Annotated in this window: 12 protein-coding genes and 1 pseudogene; 6 read left to right on the top strand and 7 right to left on the bottom strand. The window is 44.9% G+C overall.

Going from position 1 to position 17418, the window contains the following annotated elements; translation table 11 throughout:
- Positions 1-35: 35 nt before the first annotated feature.
- Both GZN30_RS17810 and GZN30_RS17805 read right to left on the bottom strand, forming a co-directional pair.
- Positions 36-1295, bottom strand: coding sequence for a DEAD/DEAH box helicase (locus GZN30_RS17810; RefSeq protein WP_075652534.1), 1260 nt, complete (start codon positions 1293-1295; stop codon positions 36-38).
- Positions 1296-1346: 51 nt separating this feature from the next.
- Positions 1347-1955 (bottom strand): acyl carrier protein phosphodiesterase, encoded by a 609-nt coding sequence (locus tag GZN30_RS17805; protein WP_075652533.1) that lies wholly within the window; start codon positions 1953-1955, stop codon positions 1347-1349.
- A gap of 639 nt (positions 1956-2594) precedes the next feature.
- On the opposite strand from GZN30_RS17805, the gene GZN30_RS17800 reads away from it, so the two are divergent.
- Together GZN30_RS17800 and GZN30_RS17795 are read left to right on the top strand one after the other, a co-directional pair.
- Entirely contained in the window at positions 2595-3791 is a 1197-nt protein-coding gene (locus GZN30_RS17800; protein WP_075652532.1) for an aromatic amino acid transport family protein, read from the top strand.
- A 106-nt stretch (positions 3792-3897) separates the two neighbouring features.
- On the top strand, positions 3898-5784 hold the full coding sequence (locus GZN30_RS17795) for a DUF294 nucleotidyltransferase-like domain-containing protein (protein WP_075652531.1): 1887 nt from the start codon (positions 3898-3900) through the stop codon (positions 5782-5784).
- Between the two features lie 106 nt (positions 5785-5890).
- Here the strand turns inward: GZN30_RS17795 and GZN30_RS17790 are convergent, their stop codons facing one another.
- Positions 5891-7456 (bottom strand): BCCT family transporter, encoded by a 1566-nt coding sequence (locus tag GZN30_RS17790; protein ID WP_075652539.1) that lies wholly within the window; start codon positions 7454-7456, stop codon positions 5891-5893.
- A 74-nt stretch (positions 7457-7530) separates the two neighbouring features.
- Between GZN30_RS17790 and GZN30_RS17785 the strand changes: the two are divergent.
- From GZN30_RS17785 to emrD, 4 genes and pseudogenes are all read left to right on the top strand, one after another.
- Positions 7531-9060 (top strand): annotated as a pseudogene (locus GZN30_RS17785) (IS3 family transposase).
- 375 nt (positions 9061-9435) lie between these two features.
- Positions 9436-9912: a MarR family winged helix-turn-helix transcriptional regulator gene (locus GZN30_RS17780; RefSeq protein ID WP_075652751.1), complete on the top strand. Its 477-nt coding sequence runs from the start codon at positions 9436-9438 to the stop codon at positions 9910-9912.
- 162 nt (positions 9913-10074) lie between these two features.
- Positions 10075-10383, top strand: a complete 309-nt coding sequence (locus GZN30_RS17775) for a cysteine-rich CWC family protein (protein WP_075652752.1) — start codon at positions 10075-10077, stop codon at positions 10381-10383.
- A 186-nt stretch (positions 10384-10569) separates the two neighbouring features.
- Positions 10570-11775 carry a multidrug efflux MFS transporter EmrD gene (emrD, locus tag GZN30_RS17770; RefSeq protein ID WP_075652753.1) on the top strand — a complete coding sequence of 402 codons (1206 nt, stop codon included), beginning with the start codon at positions 10570-10572 and terminating at the stop codon, positions 11773-11775.
- A 49-nt stretch (positions 11776-11824) separates the two neighbouring features.
- Here the strand turns inward: emrD and GZN30_RS17765 are convergent, their stop codons facing one another.
- The 4 genes from GZN30_RS17765 to GZN30_RS17750 all read right to left on the bottom strand — a co-directional run bounded on the left by GZN30_RS17765 (position 11825) and on the right by GZN30_RS17750 (position 17394).
- Positions 11825-12190 carry a HopJ type III effector protein gene (locus GZN30_RS17765; protein ID WP_075652754.1) on the bottom strand — a complete coding sequence of 122 codons (366 nt, stop codon included), beginning with the start codon at positions 12188-12190 and terminating at the stop codon, positions 11825-11827.
- Positions 12191-12419: 229 nt separating this feature from the next.
- Entirely contained in the window at positions 12420-15572 is a 3153-nt protein-coding gene (locus GZN30_RS17760; RefSeq protein ID WP_075652755.1) for an efflux RND transporter permease subunit, read from the bottom strand.
- Positions 15573-15582: 10 nt separating this feature from the next.
- Positions 15583-16722: an efflux RND transporter periplasmic adaptor subunit gene (locus GZN30_RS17755; RefSeq protein ID WP_075652756.1), complete on the bottom strand. Its 1140-nt coding sequence runs from the start codon at positions 16720-16722 to the stop codon at positions 15583-15585.
- Between the two features lie 123 nt (positions 16723-16845).
- Positions 16846-17394: a GNAT family N-acetyltransferase gene (locus GZN30_RS17750; RefSeq protein ID WP_075652757.1), complete on the bottom strand. Its 549-nt coding sequence runs from the start codon at positions 17392-17394 to the stop codon at positions 16846-16848.
- Positions 17395-17418 lie beyond the last annotated feature (24 nt).

The raw sequence follows: 17418 nt of genomic DNA, 5'->3' as shown, positions 1-17418 counted from the left end.
ATAAAGCCAGCAGTTGCTGGCTTTTCTTTATCCGTTTAACGACGTTTACCGCGATTCGCATGAATTTTCATTTTTGCTTTCATTCGGCGTTTTTCAGAAGAGCGACTTTTTTTCGCTGGCGTTCTGTCATCAACAATTTCTTCAATTAAACTCGGCTCATAGCCTTCCAGCCATTGCTGTGGTAAACGAGTATCCAGTAATCGCTCAATCGCCTCTAATAGATACTCTTCGTCACGGCTCATTAGAGACACAGCAAGACCACTTTTACCTGCACGTCCTGTACGCCCAATACGATGAACATAATCTTCGGCTTTAAATGGCATATCAAAGTTAACCACTTGCTCAAGTTGGTTGATGTCTAAACCGCGAGCCGCTACATCTGTCGCAATTAAAGCGCGTACTTTGCCTGCTTTAAAATCATCGAGCGCTTTCTGGCGAGCACCTTGGCTTTTATCCCCGTTAATTGAAACCGCTTTAATCCCATCTAACTTAAGCTCAGCGGCTAATGCATCACTACCTTGTTTGGTCTTAGTAAAAACTAGAACTTGCTGCCAGTTACGAGAGCCAATCAAATACGCGAGTAGTTCCGCTTTGCGCTTCTTGTCTACTGGATAGACCATCTGCTCTACCGTTTCTGCGGTACTGTTTTCAGCGGCAACTTGAACCTCTTGCGGTTCATTCATCATACGATAGGCGATATCTTTGATTTTTTTATCGAACGTCGCTGAGAAAAACAACGTTTGGCGCTCACTGCTCATTTTCGCCAGAATGCGCTTTAGATCAGGCCAAAAGCCCATATCTAGCATGCGGTCGGCTTCATCAAGCACTAAGGTGTGTGTTTTCTGCAAAGAGACATTTTTACAGAACATATGGTCAAGCAATCGACCCGGTGTCGCGATCAGAATATCGCAACCACCTTGTAGATTCTTGACTTGCACACCCATGCTAGTGCCGCCATAAGCCGTCACTATTTTAAGCTCAGTGTTTTGCGCATAAGCACTCAGGTTATCAAATACTTGTTGCGCCAACTCGCGTGTCGGTACCAACACCAGTGCCAATGCATCATTGCGTTGAGAATCGCGCTCGATACCTTGCTCAAGAAGACGGTGAATAATAGGTAAACCAAAAGCTGCCGTCTTGCCGGTACCAGTTTGCGCGCCAGCTAGCACATCGCGCCCTTCTAGAACGTAAGGAATTGCCTGCTGTTGGACGTCTGTCGGTGTTTCAAATCCGAGCTTAACTAACGTCTCGACTAATGATGTAGCCAAGCCAAGGTTTGCAAATGCTTTTGACATAGTTTCGTTACCTATTATTTCAACGGCTGCGATTCTATACTCAAGCGCCCGTTACTTACCAGAACTAAAGGTAAAATCTCTACTGACTTGAAGCAACTCAGGGTAAAAATCAACGAATAAAGACTCGAGTTCAGCATAATGCGCAGATAAAGGCGCAAAACACTCGGCTAACGGTGCCATTCTTGGTGAGCGGAGTGACATCCTTTGTAAAGCAAACTCGATGTTTTCTAGCGTTTGATAAGATTGCAACCATTGCCCTTGCCACATTCTCGTCGTCATTTGTAAGTATCGATTTGGCAATTCAGAAATTGTCGCCGATTGATGCTGCTCTAATTTCACTTCTCGTTCAGCGAAACGGCAAAAATCGTTTAAGGGGCGATCGTGATACAACTTCCAATTGGTAGCTAAATAATGGTCCCACATCACATCTAACGCGATACCGGCGAAACGCCTTGTCTCAGGTGAAAAATAGGACTTTGCTTCTCGCATTACAGAGTGCGAGTCTGTATAGCTATCGACAAAGCGGTGCAAGCGAATGCCTTGACTAACAATATGCGAATATTGCTTATCAGGATCACCTTTAACGAAATCACCCAGTAAATTTCCCATAAGACTAGAGTTCGACACGTGGGCGATGTGAAGGTGGGCGAGAAAGTTCATAACAGTAGTATCAGTAACGAATGCTTCTCTTATAAAAGCACAAAGCCAGCGCTATTGCACTGGCTATCGAGTTGAAGGGTATTAATTTATACGCTTACGCTTCTTCAATGCTCTCTTCAGCATTGGTTGGGTACTCGGCTAAATTAATGCCGATTTCTAACGCATCAAGTAGCTCTAAGCTTTCGTCATTTAAAGACTGGTCACACATAAGACCTCCTTACTTCATGTATCTACCCTTCTGCTTTTGCATTGGGGTTATTCCTTATAAAACCAAGTAACCTTGGAAATAGTTCACTATTTCGCTGCGGCGTTTTCCTTGAACTCAAATCGATAACAACGCTCTGAATCCTGCATCTTGAAGTCACTTGGGTATACGACTTTATATGACATTTTTTTGAAAGGCAAAAGCGACAGCGTCACCATTTATGAACCAGAGCACCAGCAAACGTTTGCAGGCGACTCCAGCCCATTAGGTGTAAACAATTAATTACACCATGCAAATTAAATTGTACATTTAGCTTGATATTTAGTTTTCAATATTACAAACTGAGCATCAGCTAGCCTATAGGACTAGATTTGAGCGATTAATAGACACTTTATTCGCAACCACAACAACATAGCGTAAAGAAAAATATACACATGAGTAAATCAAAGGTAATGGGTAGTACTTTGATTATTGCAGGTACTACGATTGGTGCAGGTATGCTGGCATTGCCGCTAGCATCAGCAGGGATTGGCTTTTCAACATCATTAGTCATTATGGTGTTTTTATGGGCACTAATGGCGTATACCGCGCTTATGATGGTCGAACTTCATCAACACGCAGATAGCCAAGCGACGTTACATACGCTTGCAATGCAGATCTTAGGAAAACGCGGCAAATGGCTGGCTAGTTTCGCAATGTTGTTTTTGTTCTACTCACTTTGCGCTGCTTACATTGCAGGTGGCGGCGCGCAGTTTGGTCAACGTGTTGCCCAGTGGACTGGGATTGAAATGACCGGCGCTTCTGGCACAGTGTTATTCACTGCCATTGTTGCTGCGGTGGTGGTCATTGGTACTGCTACGGTAGATAAAGTAAACCGCGTTCTCTTCACCCTTAAGTTAATTGCTATGGCGAGCGTGTTACTTTTCTTAGCCCCTAACGTGACTCAGTCATACTTGCTAAGCATGCCTATCGAACAAGGCTTAGTTGTCGCGGCTATTCCTGTCATTTTTACCTCGTTTGGTTTTCACGGCAGTATCCCAGCAATTGTTCGCTACTTAGATGGCGATACTATCTCGCTGCGTAAAGCGATTGTTATTGGCTCTGCAATCCCACTGGTTATTTATGTTTTCTGGCAGTTGGTTACGTTGGGCGTGGTTAGTCAGTCAGAACTGCTTGAGAATCAAGGGTTGTCAGCACTTATTGGACAACTTTCAACCACAGTTCAGCAATCAAGCATTGCTCAAGCTATCGGTATCTTTGCGGATCTCGCTCTTTTAACCTCTTTCTTAGGCGTAAGCTTAGGTTTGTTCGAGTTTTTGGGTGACTCTATGAGCAAGAAGCACTCATCACGTATCGTAACTGGCTTAGTGACCTTTCTGCCGCCAATGGGCTTTGCACTTTTCTACCCGCAAGGTTTCATCACGGCACTCGGCTACGCTGCAATTGCCCTAGCAATTTTGGCTATCTTTCTGCCAGTGGTCATGGTTTTGAAAGCTCGCACTGCATACACTGACGCTAACTACCAGGTAGCGGGTGGCAAAGCTGGCGTCATGGCGTGTGCCTTTGCTGGTGTCATCATCGTTAGTGCACAGTTGCTGATTACCGCAGGCGTCTTACCTGCCCTTGGTTAAATTCGCTTTATGGCATCAAAAAGGCTTGGTTAATTCCAAGCCTTTTTCGTTTTACACGCCAAGTTGTTATACGCTTTAAAGACCAATCAATGATTAAGGTAGCGTCATGGAAGCTGAACAACTCGAAGTCAAATCATTCATTGTTCAACACCCTCCGTTTGATGAGCTAGATGAAGACGTGCTCGACCGCATCGCGCAGAGTGTCGAAGTCGCATACTACCGGGAAGGCTCCTCGATTATTAATTTCGGCGATCAGATCCACGACCTCTATCTAGTGAGAAGTGGCGTTGTAGAAATTTATCGTCGCAATGGCGAGCTCTATAATCGCCTTGATAGTGGTGGTCTGTTTGGTCAAATGGGTTTACTCACCAACAACAAAGTACGCTTTCCAGCCAAAGCGGTTAGAGACACGCTCATCTACTGCATCCCGGAAGCGATATTTGTTGAGTTGTATGAAAGTCAGGAACCATTCGCTGACTTTGTTGAAGTGGAGCATAACACTCGCTTAAGACAAGCAGTTTCAGCAACTCATGAAGAAAACGATCTTACAACCTCTAAAGTCAGAACCCTACTCAGCGGCGAAGCGCCATTCATCAACGCCCATGACACAATACAAAATGCCGCAATGAAGATGGCAAACGATAATGTTTCCTCATTGCTGGTTATCGATACAGAAATTGAAACTGATGAATCGGAAGAGAACTCAAATCTCGTCGGCATCATTACTGACCGAGATCTTTGTACCCGAGTTTTAGCAACGGGACTGGATCCAAGCAACCCAGTCACAGAGGTCATGACCCACGAAGTTATTTCACTTGACCATAATGCCTATGTATACGAAGCAATGCTGACTATGCTGCGTTACAACGTACACCACTTACCAGTACTGAAAGACGGCTATCCGATTGGCGTCATTGAAACTACTGAAATCGTTCGCTATGAATCACAAAATTCCTTGTTATTAGTTAGCAGCATTTTCCAGCAACAAACCATTGACGATCTCGCGCTACTTTCCGAGCAGGTTAAAGATTGTTTCGTTCGCCTAGTTAATGAGGACGCGAACTCCCATATGGTGGGTAGCGCTATGTCGGTAATCGGTAGAAGTTTCAAGCAACGTATCATTGAGTTAGCGGAAGAGAAATTGGGATCACCTCCTATTCCATACTGCTTTCTTGCTCTTGGCTCCATGGGACGAGATGAACAACTGCTGGTCACCGATCAAGACAATGCAATTATTCTTGATAACGGTTACCAAGCTGAGTTGCATGGAGATTATTTCGCGCAACTCGCCACATTTGTTTGTGATGGACTAGCTCGCTGCGGATATAGCTATTGCACTGGCGATATCATGGCAACCAATCCTGATTGGCGCATGACTCGCACGGAGTGGGAAGAGTGCTTTGCCGATTGGATTGATGACCCTAACCCGAAAGCCTTACTCAACGCCTCCATATTCTTTGATCTTGATGGCGTCTATGGTCGTTTAAAATGGGCAGAGCAGCTCAATGGTTTTATAGTCCGTCGTGCCCGAAAAAATAATCGCTTTTTAGCCTGCCTAGCGAGAAATGCCCTCAACCGAACCCCACCACTTGGCTTCTTTAAAGACTTCGTGGTAGAGAAAGATGGTCAACACAAGAACTCGATCAACCTTAAACGCCGTGGTACGGCACCACTGGCGGATTTGGTCCGTGTCCATGCCCTAGCTGTGGGTTCACGCGCTCAAAATTCATTTGAGCGTTTAGATGACATTTACGAAGCGGGAATACTACCCAAAGGTAAGGCGCATGCGCTACGTGATGCGCTCGAATTTATCTCTATGGTGCGAATTCGCCACCAAGCTTACGACGTTGAAAATGAAATTGAACCAGACAACAACATCGAACCGGAAAACTTATCCGAATTTGAACGGCGTAATCTGAAAGACGCATTTTTAGTATTGAGTAATTCACAAAACTTTTTGAAGTTCCGTTACCATGCCAATAGTGGGCTTTAATCCTTCAGAATGAATTTCTGCTGTTTAAATTAAAAAGAATCCAATGTAAAAAGGGATGCGATATCGCATCCCTTGGTTCAATAAACAGTAATATTTCGTGCAACGACTACTTGCTGTATTTCTCGGTGCGCATACCCATAATTAAGCTGACGCACATAAGCAGTAGAACAATGGTGAAAGGTAGCGCAGTTGATATCGCCCCAGCTTGTAGCGCCTGAATCGCCTCCGTACCACCAATCCATAACAACGCGACTGCAATTGCACCTTCCATAAATGCCCAGAAGACACGTTGAAGCACAGGGGCATCGACTTTACCACCAGCAGTAATACTATCGATAACAAGTGAGCCAGAGTCCGATGAGGTGATAAAAAACACCAGCACAAGCACAACGGCAATAATCGACAAGATATTCCCCATAGGTAACACATCAAACATCTCGAACATTGCCAGTGATACATCGGTTAACCCTTTACTGCCCAACTGACCGACATTATTAACCACTTGATCAATCGCCAGTCCACCGAACACCGACATCCAAATCAAAGTCACCGAGGTTGGGACAATCAGTACTGCCGTAATAAATTCGCGTACCGTTCTACCTCTGGAAACTCGCGCAATAAACATGCCCACGAATGGTGACCATGAGATCCACCAAGCCCAATAGAACACTGTCCAACCTTGGAACCACGCCTCATCAGTTCGACCATGTGGGTTACTTAAAGGGATAAGGTTTTCGATATAAGCCATGAATGTGGTTGGAATATTACCAAGCGCAACCGCCCAACCAATCAAAGCAACCAAAATCAGCAGAAGGAACGCAACAATCATATTGATGTTACTAATGACCTTCACACCACCGTCGATGCCCCGAATAACCGACACAACAGCGAGTAATGTCACTACGGTGATAACCACGATCTGCAGACCAAGCCCTGCTTCAACACCAAATACGTGATGAATACCACTTGCCGCTTGTTGCGCACCCAATCCCAAAGAGGTCGCCAAACCAAACAGTGTGGCTAGTACCGCCAAAATATCCACAATATGACCAGCCCAACCCCAAGCACGATCCCCCAGCAACGGGTAGAAAATAGAGCGAATAGAAAGCGGTAAACCTTTATTGTAGGCAAAGAATGCTAATGAAAGTGCGACCACGCCATAGATTGCCCATGGGTGAAGCCCCCAGTGATACATAGTTGCACCCATGGCAAGCCTTGCCGCTTCTGGAGTGTTAGCTTCCACACCAAGCGGTGTTTCATACCAACCGGTATAGTAAGCAACCGGTTCAGCTACACTCCAAAACATCAAGCCAATACCCATACCAGCTGCAAACAGCATCGATAGCCATGAAATGAATGAATAATCTGCTGTAGCGCCTTCGCCCCCTAATCGAATTTTACCCATCGGGCTCACAATCAGACCCAAGCAGAAAACCACAAATAGGTTGCCAGACCAAATAAACAGCCAGTCGAAGCTACCAATAATGCTCCACTTAATACCATCCAACACAGATTTAGCTGTATGAGCATCAAGCACAAGAGCGCCAATTAAAAACAACGCAATAAAGCCAGCACTGATACCGAAAACCGGATTATGAACGTCAAAACCCCACTTCTGTACATTGTCTTGACCGATTGTATAGTCAGTACTGTCTATACTGTATTTATCAATTCCTTTAGTCCCCCCTCTGGCAGGATTGTTGTCACTGTTAAAATTTAACCAGTTTGGGTGGTAATGAGTGAGTTTTGAATCGCATTCCAACAGAAAGAAAAGAAGCCATATTGAAGAAGCTACTACCTCCTTATTCAATGTCTGTAAGCCAAGTAGCAAAAGAGGAAGGTATTAGCCCAGCAACCCTGTATCATTGGCGGCAGCAACTTAGACGTTCAGGAGCCGCTGTGCCAAATAGTAATACTTCATCAGAGCAGTGGTCTGCTCAAACTAAACTCGCCATTGTCGCTGAAACCTACTCGATGACGGAGAATGAACTCAGTCAGTATTGTCGCGAGAAAGGCTTGTTCCCTGAACAAGTGCAAGATTGGCGAAGTGAGTGTATGCAAGGGTTTATGTCTGTTAAAGAGCGTGAGGCTGAAGCCAAGAAACAAGCTAAAGCTGACAAGCTTGAAATTAAAGAGCTGAAAAAGAGTTACGCTTTAAAGAAAAAGCGTTAGCTGAAACCGCAGCACTCTTGGTTCTGCGAAAAAGCTGAGAGCCTTTTACGGGGAAGAGCCAGAGGAAGATTAACCTCAACCGATGAAAGGCACTACTTGGTCACTCTTATCCACGACGCTCAGCAAAGTGGTTGCCGATTGGAGTACGCTTGCCATGAGGTTCAAATCGACTTGAGGACGTATCGACGCTGGTATCAGCAAGGTGAAATAAGGGCAGACAAAAGACCGACATGCACCAGACCTGCGCCTGCTAACAAACTCTCACAGCAAGAACGTGATGCGATTATCGAGGTGTGCAACCGCCCTGAATACGCGAGTTTACCACCAACTCAAATTGTTCCGACGTTGCTTGATAATGGTGAGTATATCGCTTCGGAGTCGAGCTACTATCGGGTTTTGAAAGCGGAAGGTCAACTTCATCCCCGAGGTCGTCAGCGAAGTCGACAAAGGCAGGCTAAGCCAACAAGTTATACGGCAACAGGTCCCAATCAAGTGTACACATGGGACATTACTTACTTGCCATCTAGGGTTCGCGGTCAGCACTATTATCTCTACGTGATTGAAGATATTTATAGCCGAAAAATCGTTGGTTACGATGTTTATGAATGTGAATGCGGTGAGTTAGCATCACAGTTATTACAGCGGACGCTGATGCGCGAGCAGTGCTTTAATCAGTCACTGGTACTTCACTCGGACAATGGTGCGCCAATGAAGTCACTGACGTTCAGAGCGAAAATGGATGAGCTTGGTATTACTTCATCATACAGTCGCCCGAGAGTCAGTGATGATAACCCGTATGTTGAGTCGCTGTTCCGCACAGTGAAGTACATGCCCATGGTAAACAAAGGCTTTGAACAACTCGATGCAAGTCGTAGTTGGGTTGAGGCGTTCGTGCGTTGGTACAACACCGAGCACAAGCACAGTAAGTTAAATTACGTTACGCCATCAGAGCGTCACAGTGGTAAAGATAGCGAGATTTTAAGGCGTCGTTCTGATGTATTGTCGATAGCAAGAAAACGACACCCTGCGCGTTGGTCAGGCAAAATTAGGAACTGTGAACCCGTTGGTGAGGTTCATCTAAATCCAGAAAGAGAAGCCGCTTAATAACTAAGCGAATGATGACAACAACCTTGAAAAACGCCGAGTCATAGAATCTCTCTAGTTTTACTTCTCTTTGACCTATCGCTTAGAGCTATAAACGATTTGAGATACAATTACCTATTAAGCAATTAGTTAATATTGTACGCTTTGCAGTAAAAAATGCCAATTTATGCAAACTTATTCATCACATTTACCTGTTAACTCAATAATATTAGTGTAAAAACGGTTTTACCTAGCCAAATCCCTTATATAAAAAGGGATGGTTATATTTTGTAGTCTAATGATATTATTGGCTGTAAATTTTGTCTGTTTACACTTCTATTCATGATGAATTTAGGTTATGTTCTTCAAAAAGTAGCGACGTTTTAAGGGTTTATCTTGGAAAAGCACGAAGAAGTACTAGTGTCGTTAAGACAAATAATCCGCGCAATCGACTTACACTCAAAGAAACTGAGTAAAGAGTCAGGGCTAACTGCCCCTCAACTTATCTTAATGAGATCGATAAGAGAACTTGGTGAAGTCACGATTAAACAGCTTTCTAATCACACCAACATGAGCCAAGCAACCGCTACTATCATTCTCGATAGACTACAGAAAAATGGCTTGATCGAGCGTAAACGCAGTGAGACTGACAAACGAAAAGTTCATGCGGTTCTGACCGAGCAAGGACGTGAACGCTTAGAGCAAGCTCCTCTGCCGCTGCAACAGAGCTTTATCAACAAGTTCCAACGTTTAGATGACTGGGAACAAACACTATTGCTTTCTTCTGTACAGCGCCTCTCTGCAATGATGAATGCAGAAGACATCGATGTAGCACCCGTTCTAGAACTCGGCAGCATCACAAAAGCAGACTAGACACTTAGGCTCTCATTCCAATGAGAGCCTTTTTATTTGTGTGGCTTAGCAAGCCTCTCCTCTCGGACAATCAACTTCGGCTATTTTTGCGCTCATCAGTGATATACTCCCACCGAGCCTCATCGCGTAATCACAATCCTTGCTTAATATACGGAGATCCAATTGAAAACACCTTGTATTGCGGTTTGCAAAAACAATGGCGGCATCTGCTCAGGTTGCCTAAGAACAATCAACGAGATCACCCAATGGCGTCACCTAGACGAAAAAGTGCAGATAAACAAAATCAGCCAAATTCGTGGTCAACACTCTACCCACCACTGTCCAAGCTGTGGTGAAGCAAGCTTTTGTGACATTAGTGCAGGTAAAGACCACTGCTGGTGTTTTGACATTGAAAAACGTGACCTAACCAACTCGCCTAAAGCCAATCTATGTATGTGCCGACGCTGCTTATCTTCACTGCCTATTGAATAAAAAATTAGCCTTAGAAAAACTAATCCGAATTATAGAAATTAATCTTGATTGATCGAGATGGTTTTGATTGCCTGCAAGATACGAACTCACTAATATAATAAACAGTATTGTATCCCCATTATATTTTTTAATTAGCTGAGCTATGGCTCGGCGGGGGTTGTTCGTCCTTTTTTCAGGTATTGATATATGTCTGCTTACTCAAAGCTGATTAAACTTACATTTACTATTGCGATCTTGGCAGCAGTGGGTCAAATGACGCAAACAATGTATGTACCATCAATTGGGCAAATGGCTCAAGAATTTGCTGTTTCACCAGGTAGCTTACAAGCGGTTATGGCGTGCTACCTAATTCCTTATGGGTTATCACAGTTTGTCTATGGTCCGATATCCGATCGTCTCGGTCGTAAGCCAATTATCGTTTTTGGTCTTGTACTCTATGTACTTGGGACGCTAGTTGCCCTATTCGCGCCAAGCTATGCGCTATTTTTAATCGGCAGCTTTGTGCAAGGCTTAGGTATTGGCTGTGGTGGCGCTATGTCTCGCACCTTAGGTCGAGACTGCTACTCTGGTCCTGAACTACACAAAGTAAATAGCTACATCAGCATGAGCATTGTTTTCTCTCCACTGCTTGCCCCTGTTTTAGGTGGTGTGTTGGCAGAAAACTTTGGTTGGCGTTCAAGTTACCTATTTTTAGCGTTGTTTGGTCTAGCTGTTGTTATCACAATGATGACCAGCTTCACTGAGACATTACCAAAAGAAAACCGCCGCTGTGAAAAAGTGAGCCAAAGCTACAAATTCGTCCTTTCAAATAAACGCTTTCAAGGCTATTTAATTTGTCTGGTCGCGACATTTTCTGGCTTGGCAATATTTGAAGCCGCAGCAGGTGTGCTACTCGGTGGTGTACTTAAACTGCCAGCAACAACCGTCAGTATTCTATTCATTCTGCCGATCCCTGGCTATTTAGTGGGTTCTGCAATTTCTGGCGCACTATCAAACCGCTATACAACCAATGGTATTTTGAACTTTGGGCTTGCGGCAATCACTTTGGGCGCAGTGTTCATCTTGATCCCTGGCTTAATGGGCGAAACGTCGGCAATTGCTTTGGTTGGTGGTGCCGCGATGTATTTCTTAGGAACTGGCATCGTCTATCCTTCCGCCACCACAGGGGCGATTACCCCAATCCCTCACCATGCAGGGACAGGCGGCGCTGTACTTGGTGGTATGCAGAACTTAGTTGCGGGTTTGGCGACACTGCTTGCCTCTCTTGTTCCTGCGCCTAACCAATTACCTCTAGGGATATTCATGTTAGTGATGGCACTAGTTGCAGCCTATGGTTTGGTCCGTGTAAATCGATGTCCAGACGAGACTAATGACTTACCATTGACCATTTAGCAAAAAAGGAGCCTGTTGGCTCCTTTTCTTATTTCAATCGGCGATGTGTTTACGACGCTTGAGCTTCCGTTACTATTGCTTCTAATGCTTGACCTTCAAACTTGATGCCATTCCAGCCATGTGCGATAAAGTTGCGGATATTTTGATGATCATTGCCATCAGGATTGCCAAGCACGTCTTTACGATAAAAATCGCCAAACATTGCTAGGGTGTGCTCTTCACTAAGTTTATGAACCTGCCCAAACGCAAGTATTTTGCATGAACCATTATTCTCACCCGCAGGATTTCGCATCGTACCATTGCTAAATGCCGCAGGGGTAAAGGTGTAGTTCGCATCAATCACAGCGATGGATTCACTAAACTCGATCGTTGTAGGAGACGATTCAAGTTGAGTTAGAAAAGATTTCAATTCCATATGAACAAGTCACTTAAGTTAATTAATTAATTAATTAAAAACACAGTTTACTGAACATAGAAGCATTGCTCCAGTTGCTTTTGACTCTCTTTTTCGACCTAAGAAACATAATTTCAGCCTGACTTTGTCCCAATACACTGATTAATTTCTTGTTTTTTAATCGAATCAGGCGATGTGACCAACGTATACAAAAACGCCGGAGGTTATCTCCGGCGCTTAATTCTACAACTTACTCATCATCGATATTCACGAGTTTGGTATTACCACCATGCGCCTTTTCGCGCTGGCGCTGCACCATGGCATAAAAGCCTGGAATCAAGAAGGTACCCGCAAGTAGTACACACAATAAGCCACCAATGAGTGAAATACCCAATGAGTTTTGACTTATGTGCCCTGCTCCAGATGCAAATATTAGTGGGAAAATGCCTAAGATAAATGACCATGAAGTCATATTCACCGCACGAAAACGTAACTTACCACCATGAACCGCCGCTTCATCAATGGCGATATCTTTTTCCTCACGTTCCACTTTGGCGAATTCAACAATCAGTATCGCGTTCTTGGCAGCTAGTGCTATCAGCAACACCAGACCTATTTGTGCGTAAAGATTCAATGGTGTCCCGGTTAGATTAAGCGCTAAGAAGGAACCCAGTGTGGCAATCGGAACCACCAGTATGATAGCCAGAGGAATACTCCAACTCTCATATTGAGCCACCATAAACAAGTAGATAAAGATCAAAGCAAGCGCAAACGCATAGATCGCTTGATTACCCGCTAGCACCTCTTGGTATGCCATCCCTGTCCATTCGTATTGATAGCCCTGAGGTAGAATATCTGCCGCAACCCGCTCCATCGCAGCAATTGCGTCACCACTAGAGTAACCCGGAGCTGGTTGACCTTGAATCACCGCACTACGATACATGTTATATCGCCATGCAACATCCGGTTCGAAAATCTGCTCGTAAGTGACCAACGTACTCAGTGGAACCATCTTGCCACTTGATGAACGTAAGTGGAAACGCTCTAAGTCATCCATGCTGCTACGATGCTCCGCATCTGCCTGCATAGTCACACGGAAATTTTTACCAAACATGGTAAAGTCATTGACGTAGAGCGAGCCCAGGTTACCTTGTAACGTTTGGAAGATACTGGATAAAGGAATGCCTAATTGCTGCGCTTTCTCTCTATCAATATCCACATAATAGTGAGGAACATTGGCTCGGAAGGTCGAAAACGCAAAACCAATTTCAGGTTGCTTCTTCGCCTCTTCTATCAACTGATTCATCACCATCGCTAGATCGGTACGACTACGACCTAAGGCATCCTCTAAGACAAATTCAAAACCCGATGCGGCGCCCATACCAGGTACCGCAGGTGGTCCCATCGCAAACACAACAGCTTGTGGTAACTGCATTGCCGCGCGTCCATTAATTCTCTGCGCAATCGCAGCTGCCGAGTGTTCACCACTTAAAGCATTGCGCTCATCCCAATCGTGCAGTTTGATAAACAGCGATGCGCCATTCGATGCCGCAGCACCCGTCATAAACGCAAAACCGTTGGCAACCGTAACGCCATCAACCCCAGGTTCTTGTTCCACCATTTTTACCAGTTCTTCTGTCACTTCCTCAGTACGTGATAAAGAAGCAGAGTCCGGCAATTGAACGTTAACCAGCAAGATACCTTTGTCTTCTTGTGGTACAAACGCAGTAGACGTCGTTTTAGCAAACAGACTTACTGCCGCCACCGCGACAATGAAAAAACCAACCAATAGCACAGTTTTCTTCACTAAGAAGCCTGCTATTTGACCATAGCGAGCCGTGACGGCATCGAGACCTCGGTTGAAAGCTTGGAACCAACGAGCCGTATTGCCTCCACCTTGCTTAAGCACCAGTGAACAAAGTGCCGGTGAAAGCGTTAGCGCGTTAATAGATGAGATAACAACCGAAATACAGATAGTCAGCGCAAACTGTCGATACATGATACCGGTAATGCCCGGTAGCATGGCAACAGGTAAGAACACGGCTAGCAGTACTAAAGTCGAGGTAATGATCGGTCCTGTTACCTCTTTCATCGCAATTAATGTCGCTTTACGCGGCGAAATACTCGGATCTTTCGCCATAGTAGTATCGACGTTTTCAATCACTAGAATCGCATCGTCTACAACGATACCAATTGCTAGAATCAAGCCAAACAGCGTGACGGTATTGATGGTAAAACCGGTCATTTGCATCACTGCAAAGGTGCCTATCAAAGAAACAGGAATAGCTACGACTGGAATCAGGGTTGCACGTGCACTACCTAGGAATAGATAGGTTACTGCAATAACCAGCAAGATCGCTTCAATCAGCGTTTTTACTACCCCTTTAATTGATTCAGCGACAAAAACCGTGGTGTCATAACTGGTTTCATAACTCATGCCTTCAGGGAAGTTGACGCTTAGCTTCTCCAGCAAGTCCATGACCGCTTGACCGCTTTCCAGCGCATTAGCGTCAGATTGCAATGAAAGCGCAACAATTGAAGCGTCTTGACCTCTAAACAGACCACTACCGTCGTAGAACTTTTTACCCAATTCTACTCGCGCTACATCTTTGAGGTAAACTGTGGAGCCGTCGCTATTCGCCCGCAAAACAACGTTCTCAAACTCACCAACAGATTCCAGTCGCCCCTTGGTCACTAAGTTAAACTGCACTTCCTGAGCGTTATTGTAAGGCGCGGCGCCCACACGACCTGCAGCGACCTGTACGTTCTGCTCAGCCAAAGCCGAGTAAACATCACTGGTGGTGAGTTTTAAATTCGCCATCTTCTCAGGATCAAGCCAAACACGCATCGCGTATTCACCGCCACCAATCACGTTAACTTCACTGATCCCTTTAACTCGGGCAAGTTGATCTTTGACGTTAAGGTTGATGTAGTTAATAAGAAACTGATCATCGTACTTGCCGTCAGGTGAATAGAAATTGAGCACCATCAGCAAGTCCGGCGAACGCTTTTTCACCGTAATACCGACCATGCGCACTTCTTGGGGAAGCTTTGATTCGATCTGTGAGACGCGGTTTTGAACGTTAACCTGAGCCATATCTGGGTCAGTACCAACATCAAAAGTCACATTAAGGCTGTAAGAGCCATCATTGGCACTCTTTGAAGACATATAGATCATATCTTCAACACCATTGACCGCCGCCTCTAACGGGTCGGCAATGGCTTGCTCAACAACTTCTGCGCTCGCACCTGTGTAATAAGCGTTCACACTCACCGAAGGCGGGCTAATTTTTGGGTACTCTGCCACAGGCAGAATGGCTAAAGAGATCGCCCCCGCCAAAGTCAGAATAATTGAGATTACCAACGCAAATTTAGGACGTTGGATAAAGAAACGACTAAGCATTACGCCCCCTTTATTCCGACGTCACAGTTGTATCGGCACTGTCTGAATCAATGCGCACCGGCACGCCATTACGAATGCGTTGCAACCCTTGGGTGATGACACTATCCCCTGCTGAGATACCCGATTGGATAATAATGCCTTGCTCAAGCTGACGACCAAGTTCAACATTGCGTCTTTCTGCAACATTGCCTTCCGCCACCAGCATCACAAAATGACCTTCCAGGTCTGTTTGTACTGCGCGACGAGGAACCACAACGACTTCGGTCGATGCCTTCTCACGCAGTTCAACTCGAATATGTTGCCCTGGTAATAGACGATAATCTGGGTTTGGTACGACCGCGCGCATCGCGATGGTGCCCGTATCCAAATCAATTCGGTTACCTAAATAATCTAACGCACCCAGATGTTCAAACGGCTGACCATTCTCAAGTATTAACTGTACTTCCGCAGCTTCGGTATCATCGGCGCCATCACCTTGATATTTATCCAGCCCTAAATCCAAGCGTTCTCGCTCACTGACACTGAAACCCGTATGAACAGGGTCAAGACTGACTAAAGTGGTTAAAATTCCAGACTGTGGTGATACCAGATCGCCCGTGCTGACTTGACTAGCACTGATTCGTCCAGAGAATGGTGCACGAATTTCGGTGTAAGAGAGGTTTACTTGTGCAAGGTTTAGTTGCGCTTTAGCTGACTCGACTTGAGCTTCTGCGCCCAGTAGCGCCGCTGTCAAATGATCGAATTCAGACTGTGAAATACTGCCCTTGGGTAACAAATTCTTACCACGATTAAAATCAAGTTGGGATTTTTTAAGCGTTGCATTAGCTTGCGCAAGACTTGCTTTCGCGGCTGATAGTTGAGCCTCAAATGACGACGGTTCAATCGTGTACAACAACTGACCCGCTTCAACCATTTGCCCTTCTTCAAAATGGCGTTGCTGCAGATAGCCCGATACTTGAGCGGTAATATTGGTATCTTCAACCGCTTCGACACGACCAATGTAAGATTTGCTTTGTTGGTGAGTCGTTACCTGGGCGGGTTGAGCAACAACAAGAGGTGCTTGTCCTTGAAGATTACTCGGAGTGGATTCACCGCACCCCACCAATAAAAGGCTGCCCGTCATGAGGGTGGCTAGCAAAGTTTTTTTCATAAACATACCGTTAGCTAATTTAATAACAGAAACTTAACCAACGGTATTGTGTTCTATGTCCGAAAACTATCAGAACTCACTCACAAATTGTATCAATCTGTTTCGAGCTCTAATGATTTAGGTTTAATAAGCTAATTGCCTAGTACTCGCACTATTTAATAATTCACCTGGCGAATTCCACGTATAAACCAATTCAGTCAACTTATTCCCGCATGGTGAATTCCAAATACGTTCGAGTGAATTCGTTCCACCAAGGTTTTGGTAAAAATCGATACCTTGTTGGTTTCCTTTGAGAACTTCTAGATAGACACCACCGTCTGAAAAGTGCTGTTCAATCCATTTCGCCGTCTCAGCGACCAAAGCACGCCCAACGCCCTTACTTCTATAACGAGCGTCAACATGAAGCGCATCAATCATGGTGCCTTTTTCAAAATCATGGTTACCAAACGCACAAATAAAACCGCACAGTTCGCCATTATTTTCAGCAATAAGTACATGTTGGTTATATGGTGGGTTGATAAGTCGAGTTTGCCAGATCAGCAAGCGGTCATCGACCACTTCATTGCGAAGATACTCATCACCAAGTATGCCTTGATAAAAAGTCTGCCAACTTTGAGCATGCAGGCTCGCAATTCTTTCGTAGTCATTATATTCGGCTATTCTTATTTCCATTGCCCTTTCCTTTTTACTTCCTGT

Origin of the sequence: Vibrio ponticus (assembly GCF_009938225.1) — a bacterium.
In the GTDB taxonomy this organism is placed as follows: Bacteria; Pseudomonadota; Gammaproteobacteria; order Enterobacterales; family Vibrionaceae; genus Vibrio; species Vibrio ponticus.
This window is presented reverse-complemented; position numbering and strand designations above follow the sequence as displayed.